Source organism: Tardiphaga sp. P4_G1, assembly GCF_056401215.1.
Window position 1 is genome coordinate 491,013 of record NZ_JBFUJU010000004.1, and the last position, 22,883, is coordinate 513,895.

17 protein-coding genes are annotated in these 22,883 nt (G+C 61.4%); 14 read left to right on the forward strand and 3 right to left on the reverse strand.

The features are described from left to right. Positions 1-15: 15 nt before the first annotated feature. The 11 genes from AC1DUY_RS12565 (at position 16) to cnbZ (ending at position 13,997) form a co-directional block, all read left to right on the forward strand. Entirely contained in the window at positions 16-747 is a 732-nt protein-coding gene (locus AC1DUY_RS12565; protein ID WP_246297556.1) for an ABC transporter permease, read from the forward strand. 75 nt (positions 748-822) lie between these two features. Next, positions 823-1,815, forward strand: coding sequence for an ABC transporter substrate-binding protein (locus tag AC1DUY_RS12570; protein ID WP_089266958.1), 993 nt, complete (start codon positions 823-825; stop codon positions 1,813-1,815). Between the two features lie 71 nt (positions 1,816-1,886). Further along, positions 1,887-2,717 carry an ABC transporter ATP-binding protein gene (locus tag AC1DUY_RS12575; RefSeq protein ID WP_439075159.1) on the forward strand — a complete coding sequence of 277 codons (831 nt, stop codon included), beginning with the start codon at positions 1,887-1,889 and terminating at the stop codon, positions 2,715-2,717. Positions 2,718-2,728: 11 nt separating this feature from the next. Then, the gene (locus AC1DUY_RS12580; RefSeq protein WP_478114659.1) at positions 2,729-4,141 is read left to right on the forward strand and encodes a hypothetical protein; all 1,413 of its coding nucleotides are present in this window, start codon (positions 2,729-2,731) and stop codon (positions 4,139-4,141) included. A gap of 2 nt (positions 4,142-4,143) precedes the next feature. Further along, entirely contained in the window at positions 4,144-5,295 is a 1,152-nt protein-coding gene (locus AC1DUY_RS12585) for a Gfo/Idh/MocA family protein (RefSeq protein WP_089266960.1), read from the forward strand. A gap of 8 nt (positions 5,296-5,303) precedes the next feature. Then, positions 5,304-6,503: a dihydrodipicolinate synthase family protein gene (locus AC1DUY_RS12590; RefSeq protein WP_478114586.1), complete on the forward strand. Its 1,200-nt coding sequence runs from the start codon at positions 5,304-5,306 to the stop codon at positions 6,501-6,503. A 1-nt stretch (position 6,504) separates the two neighbouring features. Next, on the forward strand, positions 6,505-7,368 hold the full coding sequence (locus tag AC1DUY_RS12595) for a sugar phosphate isomerase/epimerase family protein (protein ID WP_439093738.1): 864 nt from the start codon (positions 6,505-6,507) through the stop codon (positions 7,366-7,368). A 646-nt stretch (positions 7,369-8,014) separates the two neighbouring features. Beyond that, entirely contained in the window at positions 8,015-8,722 is a 708-nt protein-coding gene (locus tag AC1DUY_RS12600) for a TetR/AcrR family transcriptional regulator (RefSeq protein ID WP_439061344.1), read from the forward strand. A gap of 1 nt (position 8,723) precedes the next feature. After that, positions 8,724-9,920: an efflux RND transporter periplasmic adaptor subunit gene (locus AC1DUY_RS12605; protein WP_089266964.1), complete on the forward strand. Its 1,197-nt coding sequence runs from the start codon at positions 8,724-8,726 to the stop codon at positions 9,918-9,920. A gap of 116 nt (positions 9,921-10,036) precedes the next feature. Next, entirely contained in the window at positions 10,037-13,126 is a 3,090-nt protein-coding gene (locus AC1DUY_RS12610) for a MexW/MexI family multidrug efflux RND transporter permease subunit (protein ID WP_478114589.1), read from the forward strand. 127 nt (positions 13,127-13,253) lie between these two features. After that, positions 13,254-13,997, forward strand: a complete 744-nt coding sequence (cnbZ, locus tag AC1DUY_RS12615; RefSeq protein ID WP_478114591.1) for a 2-amino-5-chloromuconate deaminase CnbZ — start codon at positions 13,254-13,256, stop codon at positions 13,995-13,997. A 3-nt stretch (positions 13,998-14,000) separates the two neighbouring features. Here cnbZ and AC1DUY_RS12620 read toward each other — a convergent pair whose 3' ends face one another. Both AC1DUY_RS12620 and AC1DUY_RS12625 read right to left on the reverse strand, forming a co-directional pair. After that, the gene (locus AC1DUY_RS12620; protein ID WP_478114593.1) at positions 14,001-15,464 is read right to left on the reverse strand and encodes a UdgX family uracil-DNA binding protein; all 1,464 of its coding nucleotides are present in this window, start codon (positions 15,462-15,464) and stop codon (positions 14,001-14,003) included. A 21-nt stretch (positions 15,465-15,485) separates the two neighbouring features. Next, positions 15,486-16,727 carry a putative DNA modification/repair radical SAM protein gene (locus tag AC1DUY_RS12625; protein ID WP_093761895.1) on the reverse strand — a complete coding sequence of 414 codons (1,242 nt, stop codon included), beginning with the start codon at positions 16,725-16,727 and terminating at the stop codon, positions 15,486-15,488. A 162-nt stretch (positions 16,728-16,889) separates the two neighbouring features. Between AC1DUY_RS12625 and AC1DUY_RS12630 the strand changes: the two genes are divergently transcribed. The 3 genes from AC1DUY_RS12630 to AC1DUY_RS12640 are packed head-to-tail and all read left to right on the forward strand — an operon-like array spanning position 16,890 to position 22,511. Continuing rightward, positions 16,890-17,681 (forward strand): ImuA family protein, encoded by a 792-nt coding sequence (locus tag AC1DUY_RS12630; RefSeq protein WP_478114596.1) that lies wholly within the window; start codon positions 16,890-16,892, stop codon positions 17,679-17,681. Next, on the forward strand, positions 17,575-19,161 hold the full coding sequence (locus AC1DUY_RS12635; protein WP_478114598.1) for a Y-family DNA polymerase: 1,587 nt from the start codon (positions 17,575-17,577) through the stop codon (positions 19,159-19,161). The genes AC1DUY_RS12630 and AC1DUY_RS12635 overlap by 107 nt, the downstream gene beginning before the upstream one ends. Continuing rightward, positions 19,158-22,511, forward strand: coding sequence for an error-prone DNA polymerase (locus tag AC1DUY_RS12640; RefSeq protein WP_478114600.1), 3,354 nt, complete (start codon positions 19,158-19,160; stop codon positions 22,509-22,511). The genes AC1DUY_RS12635 and AC1DUY_RS12640 overlap by 4 nt, the downstream gene beginning before the upstream one ends. A 32-nt stretch (positions 22,512-22,543) precedes the next feature. Here AC1DUY_RS12640 and AC1DUY_RS12645 read toward each other — a convergent pair whose 3' ends face one another. Continuing rightward, positions 22,544-22,831, reverse strand: a complete 288-nt coding sequence (locus AC1DUY_RS12645) for a hypothetical protein (protein WP_089266972.1) — start codon at positions 22,829-22,831, stop codon at positions 22,544-22,546. Positions 22,832-22,883 lie beyond the last annotated feature (52 nt).

A 22,883-nucleotide genomic window follows, 5' to 3' on the forward strand; every position in this document is an offset into this window, starting at 1 on the left:
TTCCTGTTGCTGGTGATGATCGTTGTCGGCTGGGATCTCGCGATCCGCATCTTCAACATTCCCGCCTATCAGATCCCTGCGCCCGGCGACGTCGTGAAGGTGCTCTACACCGATTGGCCCGAGCTGCTCGCGCAGTCAGGGCCGACGACTTACGCGACACTGCTCGGCTTCCTTGCATCCGCCGTGTTCGGCATCCCGATTGCCATGCTGATCGCCGGTTCGCGGACCGTCGAAAGCTATGTCTATCCGCTGCTGGTGTTCTCGCAGTCGATTCCCAAAGTCGCCATCGCGCCCTTGTTCGTGGTGTGGTTCGGCTTCGGTATTGTGCCGAAGATCATTGCAGCCTTCCTGCTTGGCTTCTTTCCGGTCGTCGTGTCGGCGGTGCAGGGCTTCAAGTCGGTCGATCCCGACATGGTCGATCTTGCCCGCGCCATGAAGGGCAGCCGCTTGCGCGTGTTCTGCGCTGTGAACCTGCCACACGCGCTGCCGGCGATCTTCTCCGGTCTTAAGGTGTCCGTCACGCTCGCCGTCGTCGGCGCGGTGGTCGGTGAATTCGTCGGCTCCAATTCCGGCATCGGTTATGTGCTGCAGCGCTCGATCGGCACCTTCGATCTGCCGACGATGTTTGCGGCTCTCGTGATCCTCGCGCTGCTCGGCGTCATTCTGTTCTGGCTGGTCGATCGCATCGAACGTTTTGCGATTCCCTGGCACGTCAGTCAGCGCGCGGATGTCTTCATCGGGTCCTGATCGGGGACGCGCAATTTCCAAACAAGCGGTCCGGCGAAACGGGCCGCGATCACCTGCTTCAATGGGAGGCTAAAAATGCTGAAATGGGTTACTGCTGTTTCGACTGCCGCGATCACCGTCACGCTCGCACTCGCCACGCCGGCGGCTGCGGCCGACAAGGTGACGCTGATGCTCAACTGGTATGTCTATGGTGAGCATTCGCCGTTCTATTACGGCAAGGCCAAGGGCATCTATGAAGCCGAAGGCATCGATCTCGACATCCAGGAAGGCCGCGGTTCGGCGGCCACCGTGCAGGCCGTTGCCGCCAAGAGCGTGAACTTCGGCTATGTCGACGTTCCCACCATGATGCGCGCAGCCGTGAAGGGCGCCCCGGTGATCGCCACCGGCGTGCTGCTGCAGACCTCGGCCATGTCGGTGATGGGCTTCGTCGACAAGAACATCAGGAAGCCGGACGACATCAAGGGCAAGACCGTGGCGATCACGCCGGCGGATTCCATGACCCAGATCTGGCCGCTGTTCCTCAAGAAGGCGGGCCTCAAGGAATCCGATTTCAAGACCGTCGCCGGCGACGGACAGACCAAGCTCAACGCCGTCATCAACGGCCAGGCTGACCTGCTGCTCGGCTACGTCATGGACCAGTCCATGAAGATCAAGGATGCCACCGGCAAGGATGTGTATCCGATCAAGTTCGCCGATTACGGCATTCATCTGGTGTCGTCGGGCATCATCACCAATACCGACTATGCCAAGGCCAATCCGGATCTCGTGAAGCGCTTCATGTCGGCCACCACCAAGGCCGTCGAAGCTGCGTCGAAGGAGCCGAAGGCTGCCGCGCAGTCGATCCTCGATGCCAACCCGAAGGGCGGCAAGATCGAGACCCTGACCCAGGGCTTCGAACTCACCATCCCGCTCTACACCACGCCGGAAACCAAGGGTAAGCGCCCGTTCCAGGTCACCGATCAGAACATGAAGGAATCGGTAGAGCTGATGGTCGAATATGGCGGTCTGGAAGCCAAGGCCAAGGAAAATCCGAAGGCCTTCTACACCAACGAATATCTGCCGAAGTAACCGGCCCGGTTATCTCGACCGAACTGACGAAATCAACAGGACCAGCCGTAATGACTGCAGCGATGAGGACCATGAGCGTCGATCAACCGAGTGCGCATCTTCGCGTCGTATCCGAGCAGTCCGCACCATCGAAGGCGTCGGGGATCAATCTCTCCGGCGTCTCCAAGACCTATGGGACCGGCGACGGCCAGGTGCAGTCGCTGCGTCCCCTGGACTTCCACATCAATGACGGCGAATTCTTCGTCGTGGTCGGTCCATCCGGGTGCGGCAAGTCCACGCTGCTTAAGCTGATCTCCGGCCTTCTTGCGCCGACATCAGGCGAAATCCACGTCGACGGCAAGAAAGTCACCGAGCCTCATGGCGATGTCGGTATCGTGTTCCAGAATGCGCTGCTGCTGCCGTGGCGGAACATCATCAACAACGTGTTGATGCCCATCGACATGAAGAATCTGCCGCGCGAGAAATATATCCCGCGCGCGAAAGAGCTTCTGAAGATGGTCGGCCTCGAAGGCTTCGAGAAGAAGCTGCCGTGGCAACTCTCCGGCGGCATGCAGCAACGCGCCTCGATCTGCCGTGCGCTGGTGCACGATCCCAAAATCATGATGATGGACGAGCCGTTCGGCGCGCTCGACGCCATGACGCGCGAGAAGATGAATGTCGAGCTGTCGCGCATCCAGCGCACCACCGGCAAGACGATTCTCCTCATCACCCATTCGATCCCGGAAGCGGTTTTCCTTGCCGACAAGGTGCTGGTCATGACCGAGCGCCCCGGCGGCATTGCCGCGATCTATGACGTGCCGCTCGGCCGCGAGCGCACGCTCGATGCGATGTCGAACCCGATCTTCACCGATCTGGTCGCGCGCATCCGCAAGCACTTCATGACCAACAGCACGCTGGACTAGCGCCCATGTCCATGTCGGCACGGATCGCCTTGCGAGACATTACGCTGTTCGAGCGCCACGTGGCATTCGTGCGGCCGTTTCGCTTTGGCGCCGTGACGGTCAATGCCGCGCCGCAGGCTTTCGTGCGGGTTGAGCTGGAGGTCGAAGGCAAGGGCGTGTTCGTTGGCGCCTCAGCCGAGCTGATGGTGCCGAAGTGGTTCGACAAGCGGCCGCATCTGGCCATCGACGACACAGTGAACGAACTGCGGCAGTCGCTGGTCATCGCGAAAGAGCTCTATCGCGCGCAGTCGGGTTTCATTTCGGCCTTCGGTCTGCATGCGGCCTGCATCGGCGACCAGATGACGGCCTGCGCCGAACTCGACATTCCACCGCTGGCTGCAAGCTTCGGTCCGGCGGAAATCGACAAGGCTGTGCTCGACGCACTGCTGCGTGGCTTGGGCACGGATTTCTTCACGGGCATGAAGGCCAACGTCGCCGGTCTTACCGCGCGTCTTGCTCCCGATCTTGGCGCCGACGACATCGCGACGTTCCTGGCCAGCCGTCACCGGCTTGAGCGCGTCGCGCTGCGCCACACCGTTGGCCTCGATGATGTGATCGAAGGCGAGGGCGGTGTCGCCGACCCCCGTGAGAATAGCGGCGCGCGTTACTTCAAGCTGAAGATGAACGGCGATCCCGCGGCAGACGCCGCACGTTTGACCCGGATCGGCAACGCGCTGACGAAGCTGCCTTACGATTATCAGGTGACGCTCGACGCCAACGAGCAATATGCCGATCTCAACGCGCTCGGCGCGCTGGTCGATCGCCTCGACAATGACAGCGCACTGGCGCCGATTGCATCCAGGCTACTTTACATCGAACAGCCGATGCCGCGAGACATCACGCGCGAGTCGCCGCTCGGCAATTTGTCGTCGCGCAATTTCATCATTGATGAGGCTGACGACAATTGGGATGCATTCCCCGCCGCCAAGGCGCTGGGCTATCGCGGCATCTCCTCGAAATCCTGCAAGGGCTTCTACAAGTCGATTGCGAATGCGACCCGTGCTGCCGCGTGGAGCGCGCAGGGTGTCGACCATTTCATCACCGGCGAGGATCTCACCTGCCAGGCCGGGCTCGGGGTGCAGCAGGATCTCGCGCTTGGCGCGCTGATCGGCGCCACCCATGCCGAGCGCAACGGCCATCACTACGTTGATGGTTTCGGCACCGCGCCCGCGGAGGAGGCCGAGGCATTCCTGAATGCCCATCCCGATCTCTACCGCCGCGACGGCGACACCATCCGTCTGTCGATTCACGACGGCGATCTTCTTACGGGATCGCTGACCTCTGCCGGATTTGCATCCGGCGCACATCCGGACTGGTCGGCGCTGGCGCCACTCCAGCTCGCTTCATCCGATCATTCTCAAACTAAAGTTCTCCAGGAGTCCTGACTATGGCTGTCCATCGCCTCGGCATCATCATGAACGGCATCACCGGCCGTATGGGTCTCAACCAGCATCTCGTGCGCTCGATCGTCGCGATCCGTGCGCAGGGCGGCGTGACCCTGAAGAACGGCGACCGCATGATGCCGGATCCGATCCTGGTCGGTCGCAATGCCGAGAAGATCGAAGGCCTCGCCAAGAAGTACGGCATCGAGCGCTGGACCACTGATCTCGACAAGGCTTTCGCCGACAAGAACGACAGCATCTTCTTCGATGCGGCGACCACGCAGGCACGCCCGGGTCTGCTCAACCGCGCCATCGAGGCCGGCAAGCACATCTATTGCGAGAAGCCGATCGCGACCAATCTCGAAGCCGCGCTCGACGTCATCAAGAAGGCCAACGCCAAGGGTCTCAAGCACGGTACCGTGCAGGACAAGCTGTTCCTGCCCGGCCTAAAGAAGCTCGCGATGCTCCGTGACTCTGGCTTCTTCGGCAAGATGCTCTCGGTACGCGGCGAGTTCGGCTACTGGGTGTTCGAAGGCGATTGGCAAGAAGCCCAGCGCCCGTCCTGGAACTACCGCGCTGAAGACGGCGGCGGCATGATCCTCGATATGGTCTGCCACTGGCGTTACGTGCTCGACAACCTGTTCGGCGAAGTCGAGAGCCTGACCTGCCTCGGCACCACCGACATTCCGGCGCGCTGGGACGAGCAAGGCAAGAAGTACACGGCAACTGCCGACGACTCGGCCTATGCGACCTTCAAGCTGAAGGGCGGCGTCATCGCCCATATGAACATGTCCTGGGCGACGCGCGTCTATCGCGATGATCTCGTGACCTTCCAGGTCGACGGCACCCACGGTTCGGCCGTGGCCGGTCTCACCGAGTGCATGATCCAGGCCCGTCAGGCGACGCCGCGCCCGATCTGGAATCCCGACGAGAAGCGGACCCACGATTTCTATGCCGACTGGCAGAAGGTTCCGGACAACGCCGTCTACGACAACGGCTTCAAGGAGCAGTGGGAAATGTTCATCCGTCACGTCTGTGAGGATGCGCCCTACAAGTACACGCTGCTCGAAGGTGCCAAGGGCGTGCAGCTCGTCGAATGCGCGCTGGAAAGCTGGAAGGAGCGCCGCTGGATCGACGTTCCCACACTCAAGGTCTGAGGTCCGCCATGAACAAGCCAGTCATGCCCACGTCGACTGCGTCGTCGCTGTCGCTGAAGCTGCCGAAGGCCGATCGTTCGATCGAGACCTATCGTCTCGCAGCGTCGCGCACGTTTCCGGCCAAGCTGGAAGGCACGCTGAACCGCATCGCCTTCTCGGCGGCGCATATCGTCGCCGACCCGCTGGCGGAGTGCGATCCGTGGCTCAATCAGACCATCGATTGGGACCGCACCATCGCATTTCGTGAACACGTCTGGGATCTCGGTCTCGGCGTCGCAGAAGCGATGGACACCGCTCAGCGCGGCATGGGTATGGACTGGCCGACCTCGCTCGAACTCATCACGCGCTCCGTCGCGGCGGCCAAGCCGCGCGGCGCGCTTGTGTTCTCCGGCGCCGGCACCGATCACCTCGCGGTGGAAGATGCCAAGTCGATCGACGACGTGATCAAGGCCTATGAACAGCAGTTCGAAGCGATCGAGAAGGTCGGCGGCCGCATCATCCTGATGGCGTCGCGTGCGCTGGCCAAGCTCGGCAAGAGCGCCGAGGATTACGGCCGCGTCTATGACCGCATCCTGTCGCAGTCGGCGCAGCCCGTCATCATCCACTGGCTCGGCGACATGTTCGATCCGGCACTGGCGAATTACTGGGGCACGTCCAGCCTCGACACCGCCATGGACATCGCCGTCGACGTCATCAACCGTAACGCCGCCAAGGTCGATGGCGTCAAGGTGTCGCTGCTCGATGCACAGCGCGAGATCGACATGCGTCGTCGCCTTGATCCCAAGGTCAAGATGTATACCGGCGACGATTTCAACTATGCCGAACTGATCGCCGGCGACGACAAGGGCTTCTCGCACGCGCTGCTCGGCATCTTCGATGCCATCGCGCCGGCGGCATCCTATGCGCTGTCGCGTCTGGCGGCAGGCGACGAGGCCGGCTTCCACGACGTGCTTGGTCCCACCGTGTCGCTGTCGCGTCACATCTTCAAGGCGCCGACGCGGTTCTACAAGACGGGCATCGTGTTCATGGCCTATCTCAACGGCCATCAGGATCACTTCACCATGATCGGCGGGCAGGAGAGCACGCGCTCGACGCAGCATCTCGCCGAACTGTTCCGTCTCGCCGACAAGGCCGGTCTTTTGGCCAATCCCGAACTGGCGACGCAGCGCATGAAGGCGATCATGGCCACCCGTGGGATCGAAGCCTGAGATGCGTGACTTTTCCAACGACCATCGCTGGCTGTCGCTGAACACGGCGACGGTCCGCAAGCAGGGTGACTTTGTCGCGATCGCCGAAGCCTGTGCGCGTCACAAGATCCGCGGCGTCTCGCCGTGGCGCGATCAGGTGGCCGCCGTCGGTCTGGACAAGGCCGTGAAGGCGGTGCGGGATCACGACCTCGAACTGTCCGGCTATTGCCGCGGCGGCATGTTCGTCTCGGACGAAGCCCATCGCCAGCAGCAGCGCGACGACAACAAGCGCTGCGTCGATGAAGCGGTGGCATTGGGCTCACCGTGCATCGTGCTGGTCGTCGGCGGCCTGCCGCAATATTCGCGGCCGGGCTCTGCGCCGTCGAAGAACATCATCAATGCGCGTGCGCAGGTCGATGATGGCATCGCCGAGATGATGGAATATGCGAGGCAGGCGAAGATGCCGCTGGCCATCGAGCCGCTGCATCCGGCTTATGCGGCCGACCGAGCCTGCGTGAACACCACCGAACAGGCGCTCGACATCTGCGACCGTCTCGATCCCAACCGCACCGGCATGCTCGGCGTCGCCCTCGACGTCTATCACATCTGGTGGGACCCCGAACTGCATGCCCAGATCGCGCGGGCAGGGCAGGATCGTCTGCTCGCATTTCACGTCTGCGACTGGCTGGTCCCGACCAAGGACATCCTCAACGACCGCGGCATGATGGGCGACGGCGTCATCGATATCAAATCCGCCCGCGCGGCTGTCGAGGCGCAGGGCTTCGCCGGTTACTCCGAGATCGAGATCTTCTCGGAGAACTGGTGGAGCAAGTCGATGGACGAGGTGCTGACGACCTGCATTGAGCGTCACAAGACGGTGGTGTAACTCACGGTGTAGTGCCGAAACGCACGAACCTCTCAATTGTCATTCCGGGCTCGCGCAAGAGCGCGCCCCGGGAATGACCATTGAGAGGGTAGAGCTTAGACATTTTTTCCTATATATCTTGACAATATACCTAGAAGGACTGTCCTCCGCTCATCAGTTCGCGAGGGCGCTTCTAGAGGCGTCTTGAGGTGGAGCTGGGATTGCGGCGTCTACGGGCGGGAGGAGACGTTCCCTCGCGCACTCGGGAGGCCCTGGGTAGCCGTCCGGGCCCACTACAGGCTCTGACGGAAACGGCTGGACTGGGACAAGCAAAAGCGGGGAAACCGGCCGGCGCCACGTCCCAGGAAGCACGGTCCCGGGGGCAGAAATCGCCCGTAGCAGTCGCAGACTGCGTAAACTTGTCTGCGGTGTGGCGTTGCGCGGTTGCGGATTACCGGCGTTCCGGCGGAGCGGATCGCGATAAAAACCACCCTTTGTGCCTCACGGCGCGCTGCCACCCCTCATCTTGAGGGGACCGCATAACTCGGGCGCATTGGCGTCGCGAGAATGCAACACTGTGGCGGCCAGATACCACCTGCAGTCATTCTCCGGATGCGATGCACCATTTTCTTGACACGAATAGAGGTGAGTGCTTACTCACGACGCTATGAGCACACTTCGAATGACCCATGACCTCAGGCGCGAGCTGATCCTCAGCGCGGCGAAGCGATGCTTTGCGCGCAATGGATTTGCCGGCACTACGACCAAGAGCGTGGCGGCTGCGGCGTCGATTTCGGAAGGCTTGCTGTTCAAGCACTTCCCGACCAAGTCGGCGCTCTATGCCGAGATCCTGGCGGAGGAATGCGAAGCCGATCCCGGACTGAACAAGCTGCTCGGTCTGCCGCCGTCGACCGAGACGCTGGTGATTTTGATTCGCGGCATGGTCGGGCACTTCCTCGACATTCCGCGCGATCCCGATCCCGATCATGAAGAGGCACAGCGCCTGCGGCTAATGGTCATCAGCCAGTTGCAGGACGGCGAATTCGCCCGGCTGCTGTTTGACAAGATCGGCGAGCTGATCGGCCCGACCTTTACGGCGTCACTTGAAGACGCTGTCCGGACAAACGACGCGGTCCGGATCGGAAAAGAGCCGATGGGTCTTTTCTGGTTCGCGCACCACACCGCGATGATGGCGGCATTATCGCGCCTTCCCTCGGTTCCCTGTTTGCCTTATGCCAGCACCGCCGACAACGAGCGGCAACTTTGTGAGTTTATTCTCCGCGGTATCGGACTGAAAGACACGGCGATCGCGACGTATATCGATCGCGAGCTTCCGGCGTACCTGATGCCAGCGACTACGACAGAAAGCGCATGACATGACACTCACGACCGAACCCAACAGCACTACGGCGCCGCGTGCGACTGTCGAGAAGCCCCGTCCGCGTCCGCGGATGGTGCGTTGGTTCATCATCGTCGGCATCCTGCTGGCGATCCTGGTGGGCGGCCTGGTGGGCTTCAACGCGTTCCGCGCCCACATGATCAAGCAGTTCTTCGCCACCATGAAGCCGCCGCCGACTGTGGTGAGTGTTGCGGATGCCAAGTCCGAAGTAGTGCCCAACCTGATCAGCGCCGTCGGCGATCTCGCCGCTGTGCATCAGGTCAACGTCACCTCCGACGTCAACGGCCGCATTACCGACATCCAGTTCACCGCGGGCGCGACCGTCAAGGCCGGCCAGCCGCTGGTGCAACTGTTCGACGGTCCGGACCAGGGCGACCTCGCCAACTTCAAGGCGGCTGCCACCGTGGCGCGCATCAATCTCGACCGCGCCAAACAGCTCGCCGAGCGTCAGGTTGGTCCGCAGGCCACCGTCGACACCACGCAGGCGGCGTATGATCAGGCACAGGCCAATATCGCCAAGACCGAAGCGGTGATTTCGCAGAAGCAGGTGCGCGCGCCGTTTGATGGCGTGCTTGGCACGCGTCGGGTCGAAGTCGGCCAGTACCTGACGGCCGGCACGCAGATCGTGTCGCTCACCGACCTGTCCGCCGTCTATAACAACTTCACGGTCACGGAAAAAGACTCCGGCAAGCTGCAGGTCGGTCAGGCTGTGCGCATTTCGGTGGACGCTTATCCGGGCCGCAAGTTCGAGGGCAAGATCACCACGATCGAGCCGCAGATCAGTGCGGATACGCGCAACATTCGTGTTCAGGCGACGCTGCAGAATCCGGAAGGCATCCTGAAGCCAGGCATGTTCGCGACCACGACCGTCGTGCTGCCAGACAAACCGGCTGTGATCACCGTGCCGGAAACCGCAGTCGACTACACGCTCTATGGTGACTCGGTTTACCTGATCACCGAAAAGAAGACCGACGATGGCAAGACCGAGCTCTCGGCGGTGCGCACCTTCGTGCGCACTGGCGACCGCATCGATGGCCGTGCGGTGATCACGCAGGGCCTGAAAGCCGGTGATCGCGTCGTGGCGGTCGGACAGCTCAAGTTGCAGTCCGGCGCGCTGGTGTCGATCTCGACCGATCCATTGCCGCAGATTCCGGCGAAGCCGCCGCTGAACTGAAACCCGATGGACGGGCCGCGACATGCGGTCCGTCCCGGTTCATCTGAATGAATTTTCTCGCATCGTCGCGCGGCCTGTAATGGCTGGCAGACGGTGCCGATGACGGAGCGACCGCAATGGTCTTCACGGATATCTTCATCAAGCGCCCGGTGCTGGCGCTGGTCGTCAGCCTGCTGATCCTGCTGATCGGTTTCAAGGCTGCAACCAGCCTGCCGATCCGTCAGTATCCGAAACTGTCGAACACCGTGATCACCGTCACCACGGTGTATCCCGGCGCGTCGCCGGACCTGATGCAGGGCTTTATCACCACGCCGATCGAGCAGGCCGTCGCGGCTGCTGAAGGCATCGACTACATGACGTCGGCGTCGACGCAGGGCCAGAGCCTGATCTCGGTCTATATCAAGCTCAACGTCGATCCCAATGCCGCGCTCACCGAAGTGCTGTCGAAGGTCAATTCGGTCAAATATCTGATCCCGCGCGAAGCGAATGACCCCGTCATTCTGAAGTCCACGGGATCGACGACGGCGGTGATGTATCTCGGCTTCTCCAGTGAGGAACTGTCCGGCTCGGCGATCTCCGACTACCTGACGCGCGCGGTGCAGCCGATCCTGTCGACGGTGGACGGCGTAGCGTCGGCCGAAATCCTCGGCGGTCAGACCTTCGCCATGCGCCTGTGGCTCGATCCGCTGCGCATGCAGGGCCGCGGTGTATCTCCGGACGATGTCGCTGCGGCGATCCGCGCCAACAACTTCCAGGCGGCAGCCGGTCAGACCAAGGGCTATTACATCGTCTCCAACGTGACGGCGAATACCGACCTGCAGAACGTCGAGCAATTCAAGCGCATGACGGTGAAAGCCAAGGACGGCGGCTTTGTCCGTATGGAGGATATCGCCACCATCGAGCTTGCCGCGCAGAGTACGGACGCGAGCGTGGCGTTTAGTGGCGAGCGCGCGATCTTTATCGGCGTGCAGGCGACACCGCTCGGCAATCCGCTCAACATCGTCAAGGGCGTGCGCGCGCTGTTCCCCGAACTCGAGCGTAACCTGCCGCCATCGCTGAAGATGAAGGTCGCCTACGACTCCACCAAGTTCATCACGTCGTCGATCGAGGAAGTTCAGAACACGCTGATCGAAGCCGTCGGTATCGTGATCGTGGTGATCTTCCTGTTCCTGGCTTCGTTCCGCTCGGTCATCATTCCGGTGGTGACGATTCCGCTGTCGCTGGTCGGCGTCTGCAGCCTCATGCTCGTCATGGGCTTCAGCATCAATCTGCTGACCTTGCTGGCGATGGTGCTCGCCATCGGCCTCGTGGTCGACGACGCCATCGTGGTGGTGGAGAACATCCACCGCCATCTCGAGGAGGGCAAATCGCCGGTGCAGGCGTCGCTCGAAGGCGCGCGCGAGATCGTTGGTCCGGTCATCTCCATGACCATCACGCTGGCGGCGGTGTATGCGCCGATCGGCTTCATCGGCGGTTTGACCGGTGCGCTGTTCCGCGAATTCGCCTTCACCCTGGCGGGCTCGGTGATCGTATCCGGCGTTATCGCGCTGACACTGTCACCGATGATGTGCTCGGTGCTGTTGAAGCAGGAAGAGCCGGGCTGGTTCGCCAAGAAGGTGGACAAGGTGTTCGGCGCCACCACGCGCTGGTATGGCCGGCAGCTCGATCGCTCGCTGGACTATCGCCCCATCACGGCCATGTTCGCCGTTGTGATCCTCGGTCTCGTCGGCTTCATGTACATGAATACGTCGAAGGAGCTGGCGCCCGAGGAAGATCAGGGCATTCTGTTTGCGGTGACCAAGGCACCGAAATACGCCAATATCGACTACGCGGATTTCTATGGCGATCGCATGGACGAGGCGTTCAAGAAGTTCCCGGAAACCGATCTGCGCTTCATCATCAACGGCACCAACGGTCCGAGCAACGGTATCGCCGGCATGCTGTTGAAGCCGTGGGACGAACGCAAGCGTTCGTCCACGCAGCTGAAGCCGCTGGTGCAGGCCGAACTCAGCAAGATCGAGGGTGTCAACGCCTTCGCATTCAACCTTCCGGCGCTGCCGGGCGGTCCCGGCGGTCTGCCGATCCAGATGGTGATCAGCTCGACCAACGGCTTCCAGTCGGTCTATGAGGAGATGGTCAAGTTGAAGGACACCGCGCGCAAGAGCGGCCTGTTCATCGTCAGCGACAGCGATCTCGATTTCAATCAGCCGGTGGTGCGCGTCTCCATCGATCGCTCCAAGGCCAACGACCTCGGCATTACGATGTCGAGCATCGGCAATACGCTGGCGACGCTGCTCGGCGGCAACTACACCAACCGCTTCAACCTCGAGGGGCGCTCCTATCAGGTGATCCCGCAGGTGCCGCGCGGCATGCGGCTCTCGCAGGATTCTTTGGCGAACTACTATGTGCCGACGATCACGGGTCAGCAGGTGCCGTTATCGACGCTGGTGAAGGTCGAAACGGGCACCAACCCGAACGCACTGTCGCACTACAACCAGCTGAATTCGGCGACCTTTCAGGCGGTGCCGATGCCCGGCGTGACGGTGGGGCAGGCGGTCGACTTCCTTGAAGGCGCCGCCAAGCAACTGCCGTCGGGCTTCAATCACGACTACCTCGCCGACAGCCGACAATATGTGCAGGAAGGCAACCAGCTCGCGGTGGCGTTCGGCGTCGCGCTGATCATCATCTTCCTGGTGCTGGCAGCGCAGTTCGAAAGTCTGCGCGATCCGCTCGTGATCATGATTACGGTGCCGATGGCGATCCTGGGCGCGTTGATCCCGCTGTTCTTCGGCATGGCGACGATCAACATCTACACCCAGGTTGGCTTGCTGACGCTGGTCGGTCTCATCTCGAAGCACGGCATCCTGATGGTGGAGTTCGCCAACGAACTGCAGCTCAAGGAAGGTCTCGATCGTCGTTCGGCTATCGAGATGGCTGCCCGCGTGCGTCTGCGTCCGATCCTGATGACCACGGCAGCAATGGTCACCGGCCTGTTGCCGTTGCTCACCGCGGCGGGGGCTGGTGCAGCGAGCCGCTTCTCGATCGGCCTCGTGGTCGTCTCCGGCATGATGATCGGCACGCTGTTCACGTTGTTCGTGCTGCCCGCGGTTTACGTGGCCATCGCCACCGATCACCGCGCCGGCAAAGAGACGGAGCGCGCCAAGCAGATCGAGGAATTCGATCTGGAGCATACGCGGACGGCCTGATCGCACGGGCGCGGCCTTGCGAAGCTGAGCTTGCGGGGACACATGGTTTGAGGTTGGATGGCGGATCGCTTCATGCGATCCGCCATTATCTTTTGGCGGCCCGCATGGCCTCCACAGGACCCATCCCATGACGCGCGATTTTCCGGCCGGCAATTATCGCTATCTTCCCGCAGTTTTTCAGTATTCCAGCGGCGTTGCCGCCAATGCGGATTTCGAGATCGAGCGCGTTCGTTTCGACACGTGGCTGCCATTGGCCGATGGGTTTGCGCGTATTGCCGATTACATTCTCGCGGCGGATCGCCCGCTGACATCGTTCTGCGCCTGCGAGTTGCGCTCGCCTGCAGTGGTGGACGAAGCTGGCTTCCGGACTTTCAACGAGCACTATGTCAAGACGCTTGCTGAATGGGGCATCTTCGACGGCACGAACAATCCCGTCGCGCGCAGCAATGTGTGCCTCGAGATCGATCCGCCGAGCGAGCCGTCGTTTTACGCGTTCTCGTTCACGCGGCCGTCGTTCGGTGCCAAGCCGACTTTCGTGATTGCGGGTGGTGCTGAAGCGCGCGGCGGTCCTGGAACATATCGCGAGCGCATCACGCGCTATCGCGAGACCTCGCCGGACGCATTCCGGGAGAAAACGCGGATGACCATGAGCAATATGGAGGAGCGTCTGGGCGAATTCGGCTTCTCGTGGAAGGACACGACTGCGACGCAGATCTACACGGTACAGGACTTCCATCCCGTGGTGGCCGATGAGCTGGTCAAGCGCGGTGCGTCGCGGCAGGGCATGACTTGGCATTTTGCGCGGCCGCCGGTGGTCGATCTCGAATTCGAGATGGATACGCGGCGTGTGATGCGTGAATTCGTGATCTGACCGTCAGGCAGCGCGCGCTGATGCGCTCAGATGCTTGGCGACGATGCGCAGGTCGTCGACGAAATGCGCATATTCGCGCGCCTTGGCATCCTCGTCGGGCAGTCGTAGCAGATAGGATGGATGCACGGTCACGAGAACCTGTGTGCCGTCGTCAGCCTGGATAATCTGGCCACGGGTCTTGCCGATCGGCGTGATCTTGCCGAGCACGCTTTGCGCGGCTGTCGCGCCCATCGCGACGACGAGCTCGGGTTTCACGGACGCTTTTTCGCGCTCATACCAGGGACGGCACGCCTTGATTTCCGGCGTTGCCGGCTTCTGGTGCAGACGGAATTTTCCGCGCGGCACGAATTTGAAATGCTTTACGGCATTGGTGACATAGACTTTGTCTCTGACAATGCCGGCTTCCTTCAGCGCCTTGTCGAGCATCTGTCCGGCTGGTCCGACGAATGGCTTGCCGGCAAGGTCTTCCTTGTCGCCGGGCTGTTCGCCGACCATCATCACCGACGCATGTTGTGGTCCCTCGCCAAATACAGTCTGCGTCGCGTCTTTCCACAAATGGCAGGCACGGCAATCGGCGGCTTCGTCGCGCAATGCGGCAAGACTTTCCTTCCCGCTATGTTCGGCCGTTTTGGTCGCATGCGACTTGACCATGGTCTCCTCCCGACGTTGTGGTTTCTTGGGCGCGCTGGCTTCAGCCGCGATCATGTCACCTGTGATGCGTTCAGCTTGCGCGATCAGGGGCTTGATCAGCGCGGCTTCGGGCAGGTTGCGCCAGTATTTTTTCGGCATCTCGTTCTGCATCGCCTTGGTCTTCAACCGCGCCGGATTGAAGATGTTGGCGTAATAGGTCAGCCATACCTCTTCGAGCCGATCCTTGGTCGGCGCATCGGCTTTGCTGACGCCGGGCGTGATGGAAATCGCGTGGCCGTCCCAATGTGCGCAGAGATCCGGCGTCAGGATCGACCATGCCATGTCGGCGAAGCGCCGCGCGAAGAAGGGCGCGGCGAGTTCGACGATGTGATGTTCGGGCTCGAACCAGGCGACGAAATGCGATTTTGGCTCGCGGCCGATTTCGCGAAACCGCACGAAAGCATGCATCTTGTGTTCGTCGCGCCGGACGGCCTTGGCCATCGCCTGCAATTTAGCGATGTCGGAATCGATCGCGACGTGGATCAGATCGGGATTGTCGCGTAGCCGCCACAACAGACGATAGAGCAGGGCGAAGCGTTCGGGATCGCGATGCAGGATTGCGGTTTGCGCCAGTTCGACGAATTTGGCCGAGACGTTGAAAGTGCCTTGCGTGGCGTCAGAGAGCGACGTCTCGGGCAAGGCAGAAAATAGTTCAAGTTCAGCACCAGCGACGATCCATCTCACGTGAGTGGGAGCAATGTCATTCAGCACGAGTTGTCGTGCCGCCTTGCGCCAGCCTTCAAAGTCGGTGTCGCTCTCCAGCACGATACTGTGCATCAGGTCTCCTGAAATGAAAGTCTAAAACCCAAATCCCAATTGCGTCGCCTTCGGCTTGAACCGCTCCGCCAGTCTCGCGCCGTCCAGCAAATTCACGGCCGGGCGATGATCCGGAAGAACGATGAAAGGCAGTGCCTTGTTCCGCGGAATATGCAGGCGCGCGAGATCGCCGACGCGGATCGACGAGATCCGGCGCGTTTCGATGATCCGCTGCACGGCCTTGGCGCCGAAACCGGGCACGCGCAAAAGGTCTTCGCGGCTGGCGCGGTTGACGTCGAGCGGGAAGCGCTCGCGGTGTCGCAGCGCCCAGGCGAGCTTCGGATCCATCTCCAGCGACAGCATGCCGTCGTTGTCATCGACGATCTCGTCGGCATCAAAGCCATAGAAGCGCATCAGCCAGTCGGCCTGATACAGCCGATGCTCGCGGATCAGCGGCGGCGCGCGCAGCGGCAGCGAACGGCTTGCATCGGGGATCGGGCTGAAGGCGGAGTAATAGACGCGCTTCAGATTGTAGGACCCGTACAGATTGGCCGAGGTCCGGATAATGGTTGAATCATTGGCGTTGTCGGCGCCGACGATCATCTGCGTGCTCTGGCCGGCCGGCGCAAAACGCGGCCCGACTTTGCCGCGCGGCGTCGGCTTGCGTCCCTCGCGGGCTTCATCGAGCTTCAACCGCAATCGACCCATGGTGCGACGAATGGCGCGGACGTCTTTCTCCGGCGCCAGCTTGGCGAGGCTGTCTTCCTCGGGCACCTCGATATTGATGGAGAGGCGGTCGGCATATTTTCCGGCCTCGGTGATCAGCGCGTCGTCGGCTTCCGGAATGGTCTTGAGATGGATATAGCCGCGGAAATGATGCTCCTCGCGCAGTTTCCGCGCGACGGCGACAACCTGTTCCATCGTGTAATCGGCGCTGCGGATGATGCCCGAGGAAAGAAACAGTCCCTCGATGTAATTGCGCCGGTAGAAATCCAGCGTCAGTTGCACCACTTCGTCGACGGTGAAGCGGGCGCGCGTCACGTTGCTGGAGGCCCGGTTGACGCAATAAAGGCAATCGTAATTGCAGGCATTGGTGAGCAGGATCTTCAGCAGCGAGATGCAGCGGCCGTCCGGCGCATAGGAATGACAGATCCCCATGCCTGCATCGGTCGAGCCGATGCCTTTGCCGTCGCGGGAGTCCCGTTTCTCGGTACCGCTGGACGCACAGGACGCGTCGTATTTCGCGGCATCCGCCAGGATCTCCAGCTTGCGCTTCACGTCCATGTTCAAAAATCCCTTTGATTTCAAATGCTAAAAAAGTGGCTGATGATCCCGATTGACTCGGCTTGCCATCTTAGCTTTATATTAGAACATATCATGAACAAATGGGCCGGCAATGGGTTCACTAAAAACCCGTGATGGCAAAACAATTTCGAGGAGCGGCGCATGACCGGCGCACGCATGACCACGCTCGCGCAATTGCGCGGCAGCATCGAACGCATCGAGACCCACAGCGATACCTATGCGCCGGATCGCGTGTCGCTCGGTCATGCCGAGGCGGACGCGGCGCTGCAAGGCGGCCTCGCGCGTGGCACCATGCATGAGGTGTTCGCCGAAGGCCGGCACAGCGCGGCGGCCACGGGCTTTGTCGCCGGCCTCGCGCATCGTGTCTCGGCAAAGCGGCCGCTGCTGTGGATCCGGCAGGATTTCTCCGAACGCGAATGCGGCGCGCTGGCCATGAGCGGCTGGCGCGAGCTCGGTCTCGATCCGCGCTTGCTGGTCACCGTGCGCGCGCCCGATGTCGAGACGGCATTGCGGACCACGGCTGATGCGCTGGCCTGCGACGCGCTGGGCAGCGTCGTGCTCGAGACCTGGGGCGACAGCAAACAGTTCGATCTCGTCGCCAGCCGCAAGCTCACGCTGGCGGCGCGCGGTTCGGGCGTCACTTGTCTGTTGCTGCGGACTGCAGGCGTTCCGGTCTCGAGTACGGCAGAGACGCGCTGGATCATCCGCTCCGCGCATTCGCCGCCATTCAGGCCCTGGCAATCATGGGGCGTGCCCATGCTCGACGTGCAACTGGTTCGAAATCGTCACGGCCCGAACGGGCAATGGATCATGGAATGGAGGTGTGATGAGTGCGTTTTCCGTGACACATCGGCGCATCCTCAGCCTGTGGCTGCCGCGCCTGCCAACCGATCGCATCAAACGTCAGCTCGCGCGCAACGGCGCGCCAGCTAATCTGCAAGCAAGTATTGTCGTCGCCAAGCAAAGCAATGCGCTGCAGATTTCCGCGCTGGACGATGCCGCGGCGAAGCTCGGCCTTGAACCAGGTCTGCCGCTCGCCAATGCCCGTGCGGTCTGTCCGGACATTCAGGTGTTCGATGCTGATCCTGTCGCCGATACGCAGGTACTGACCGACATCGCCGATTGGTGCGACCGCTTCACGCCACTGGTAGCGCTGGATCTGCCGCATGGCCTGTTTCTCGACATCACCGGCTGTGCCCATCTGTTCGGTGGCGAGGCCGCACTGATGGAGCAGCTCTGCGTGGCGCTGTCGCGGCAGGGTTTTATTGTCAGTGCAGCGATTGCGGGGACATCGACATGCGCGCGCACGCTCAGTCGATATACACATGGCTGGATCATCGCCGCGGGCGAGGAGGCCAAGGCAGTGACGCCGCTGCCGCTGTTCACGCTCGGCGCCGATGAGGCGATCATCCGTGGATTGCGCCGCGCCGGCTTGAAGACCATCGGCGATGTCGCCTCGCGGTCGCGCCCCGAAATCACTGCGCGCTTCGGCGCGGAATTCACGACGCTGCTGGAACAGGCGCTGGGGCACAGCGATGCGCCGATCTCGCCGCGCAAGCCGCTGCCGGATTATATCGTCGAGCAACGCTTCGCCGAACCGATCGCCACCGATGGTGTGATTACGCTGACACTGGCCAAGCTGGCACGCACGTTGATCGATGCGATGGACAGGCAGGGCAAGGGCGCGCGGCGGCTGGAAGCGGCGTTCTTTCGCACCGACGGCGCGGTGCGGGTGATCACTGCGGAAACCGGCCTGCCGGTGACTAAGGGCGAGGTGATCGACCGGTTGTTCCGCGAGCGACTGGACGCGATTGCCGATCCGCTCGATCCCGGTTTCGGCTTCGATATGATCCGCCTGTCGGCCAGCCGCACGGAAATCGTCGTGCAGCAGCAGCGCGACCTCGATGCCAATGTGCATGCGAACGATGAACTGGCCGACCTGATCGACCGTATTGCTGCGCGGATCGGGCCGCGGCGTGTGCTGGTTTATCTGCCCGTCGAGAGCCACATTCCCGAACGCGCGATGCTGGGGGTGCCGGCACAGCATCATCTGGCTGCCGCCATGCAGGCAGCATGGCCAGTGCGTGAAGACGAACCGCCATTGCGGCCGTTACGGTTGTTCGAGCAGCCTGAGGTGATCGACGTCCCGCTTGCGGAGTTTCCAGACAAGCCGCCTAAGAAATTCACCTGGCGACGGGTGTCTCACAACGTCATTCATGTGGAAGGCCCGGAGCGTGTGTCGATGGAGTGGTGGCGTGCGCAGGAGGCGAAGCCGACGCGCGATTACTTTCGCGTCGAGGATGAGGCAGGTCAACGTTTCTGGCTCTTCCGCGACGGGCTTTATGGTGAAATAAGAGACGCGGACGATCAAGCCGTTTCGCCGCAATGGTTCGTGCATGGGCTGTTCGCATGAGCACGGGCGGCGTCGGCGCGACTGATTATGCCGAGATTGGCGTCACCAGCAATTTCTCGTTCCTGCGCGGTGCGTCGCATCCGCAGAACTATGTGCATCAGGCCAGTGCCGAGCGGCTTTATGCCATTGGCATTGCCGATCACAATACCATGGCCGGAGTGGTGCGTGCCTTTGCCGAGCTGGACCACAAGGATCTTGTCTACAAACCCAAGCTTCTGATCGGCACACGGCTGGTCTTCAATGACGGTACGCCTGACATCCTTGCCTATCCGTGCGACCGCGCTGCCTATGGCCGACTGTGCCGGTTGCTCAGCATGGGCAAGTTGCGCGGCAACAAGGGTGAATGCCTGCTGCAGCTCGGCGATCTCGCGGAGCTCAGCGAAGGGGTGTTGCTTGTTCTAATGCCGACCTATCGGATCGACAGTGATCTTGTCCTGTGCACGCTCGATGCACTATCGGGCCTGCCGGCGGAAGGCGTCTGGCTTGGTGCCAGTCCGTTTCATCGGGGCGATGACAAACGCCGTCTGGCCAAGCTGCAGCGCATCGCAGCCACTGCGCGCGTGCCCCTGATTGCCACCAATGACGTGCTCTATCACACGCCGGAGCGCCGCATCCTGCAGGACGTGGTCAGTTGCATCCGCGAAAAGACAACCATCGAGCAGGCCGGTCGCGTACTGGAAATGAATGCCGAACGGCATCTCAAGCCGGCTGCTGAGATGGCTCGGCTGTTTCGCGATTATCCGGATGCGATCCGTGAAACCATCCGTTTTGCCGATCGCATCACGTTTTCATTGAACCAACTCCAATACCAATATCCCGACGAACCGGTGCCGCCGGGAAAGACCGCGCAGCAGCATCTCGCGGATCTGACCTGGGAGGGATATGCCCGGCATTTCCCGAATAGTGTCGATGAGACGCTCGAAGCCACCTTACGCAAGGAGCTCGCGCTCATCGCCGAGCTCGGTTACGCGCATTACTTCCTGACCGTCCACGACATTGTGCGCTATGCGCGCAGCCAGAACATCCTGTGTCAGGGCAGGGGCTCGGCGGCCAATTCAGCGGTTTGCTATATGCTCGACATCACCTCGGTGAATCCCGCCGAGGTTGATCTCCTGTTCGAGCGCTTCATCTCCAAGGAACGGCTTGAGCCGCCGGACATCGACGTCGATTTCGAGCACGTCCGGCGCGAAGAGGTGATGCAGTATGTCTACAAAAGATACGGCCGTCATCGCGCGGCAATCATCGCCACTGTCATCCACTACCGGCCGCGCTCGGCAATCCGCGATGTCGGCAAGGCGCTGGGGCTGACCGAGGACGTCACCTCGGCGCTGGCCGACACCGTCTGGGGCAGTTGGGGCAAGGGTCTCAACGAGATGCAGGTCAAGCAGGCCGGTCTCGATCCATCCAATCCGATGATCATGCGCGCTGTCGAGCTGGCCACCGAGCTGATCGAATTTCCGCGCCACCTGTCGCAGCATGTGGGCGGCTATGTGCTGACGCAGGATCGGCTCGACACCTATGTGCCGATCGGCAATGCGGCGATGGACGACCGCACCTTCATCGAATGGGACAAGGACGATGTCGACACGATGAAGATGATGAAGGTCGACGTGCTCGCGCTGGGCATGCTGACCTGCATTCGGAAATGTTTTGACCTGATCTTTCGTCATAAGAGCAGGCGCTACGAACTCAAGGACATTAAGGCTGAGGCCGACGACGCTCCGCCCGTTTTCAGAATGCTTCAGCGCGGCGAATCCCTCGGCGTCTTCCAGGTCGAGAGCCGCGCCCAGATGAACATGCTGCCGCGCCTGAAGCCGCGCACCTTCTACGATCTCGTCATCGAAGTCGCGATTGTTCGCCCGGGCCCGATCCAGGGCAACATGGTGCATCCCTATCTCAAGCGGCGGGCGATGAACCCTGATGATATCGAATATCCATTTCCGAAGGGGGGCAACAAGGACGAACTGAAGAATGTCCTGCACAAGACCCTTGGCGTGCCACTGTTTCAGGAACAGGCGATGCGCATTGCCATCCAAGCGGCACATTTTACTTCAGAAGAGGCCAATGGTCTGCGCCGCGCCATGGCGACGTTCCGCAATGTCGGCACCATGCATACGTTCGAGGCGAAGATGGTCGGCAAGATGGTCGACCGCGGCTACGATCCGGTATTTTCCCAGAGCTGCTTCGATCAGATCAAAGGTTTTGGCAGCTACGGTTTTCCGGAGAGCCATGCGGCGAGCTTCGCGCAACTTGTCTATGTCTCGTCATGGCTGAAACATTATCATCCGGATGCATTCTGCTGCGGGCTGTTGAACTCACAGCCGATGGGGTTTTATGCGCCGTCGCAGATCGTGCGCGATGCGCGCGACAACGGCGTCGATGTGCGGGAGATCGATGTGTCCTTCAGTCATTCGCAGAATACGCTAGAAGAACCGAGCGGAGACTATTGCGCCGTTCGCCTCGGCTTTCGCCAGATCGATGGATTCAAATGGGCGGATCCGGATGAGAAGCGCGAACGTGAAAAAGCTGGCAAGCCGCCGGGAGAAGATTGGGGCAAGCGCATCGTTGCCGCGCGAGAGCTACAGCCTTTCACCTCGCTGGAAGATTTTGCCCGCGATACCGCTTTGCCAAAACGCGCGCTGATCATGCTCGCCGATGCCGATGCATTTCGCTCCATCGGCCTGGATCGTCGTGCAGCATTATGGGCGGTAAGGCGCTTGCCGGATGACGTGCCGCTACCACTGTTCCAGATTGCGAGTGCCCGCGAACAGCCGGACGAACATGCGGCACCGCTGCCGCAGATGCCTTTGCCCGAACAGGTGGTCGCCGATTATCAGACTATCCGGCTGTCACTGAAGGGACATCCGATGGAGTTCCTGCGCGCGAATTTCACGCGGGAAAAAGTGGTGACCTGCGCGAGCATTGTGGATGCCAATGACAGACGGCGCGTGCGTTGTGCCGGCGTCGTGCTGGTGCGGCAGCGGCCGGGCAGCGCCAATGGCGTGGTCTTCATGACGCTGGAGGACGAGACCGGTATCGCCAATATCGTCGTATGGCCGAAGGTGATGGAGGAGTTTCGCAGGGAGGTCATGGGCTCCAGGCTCATTCTGGTCGAGGGTACGATTCAGAGCAGCCCGGACAAGGTCGTGCATCTCGTCGCCGAACGGCTGATCGATCGCTCGGACGATCTGAAGCACCTTGGCAATGATGCACTCGGCACACCGCAGCAGGCGCTGTCAGGTCCGGAACCGATCAATGACGATCGCCGCGAGCATCCCGACAATCCCGCACAACGCATTCGCCATCCGCGCAATGTCCGGATCCTGCCGCGCTCGCGGGATTTCCATTAAGCGCTGTTCAGAAACCATTCAGCCGTTCTTACCTATTCAGGTGATGCACCGACTGGCGGTCCGCCGGGCGGCCGGTGCAGGAAAGTAATAGTGGCATAGGCGCCGATCCATGAACCGACGGCGGCGAACCCCACATACATCCAGTTTTCGGTATAGCTGATGACGGCATAGGACGAGAGTACATACCAGACGCTGCTCCAGGTGGCCGCAGGGATGCGCCGACGGGCCACCACCGCAGAGGTGAACATCACATAGACCGCGTCGGTGGCAGCCGTGGCCAGCACCACGGCGCCGGCTGTCAATGGATCGATGGTGGCCATGCTCTCTCCTCCATGCTTGTACAAGATGATGCGATGACGGATGTGGTCACCT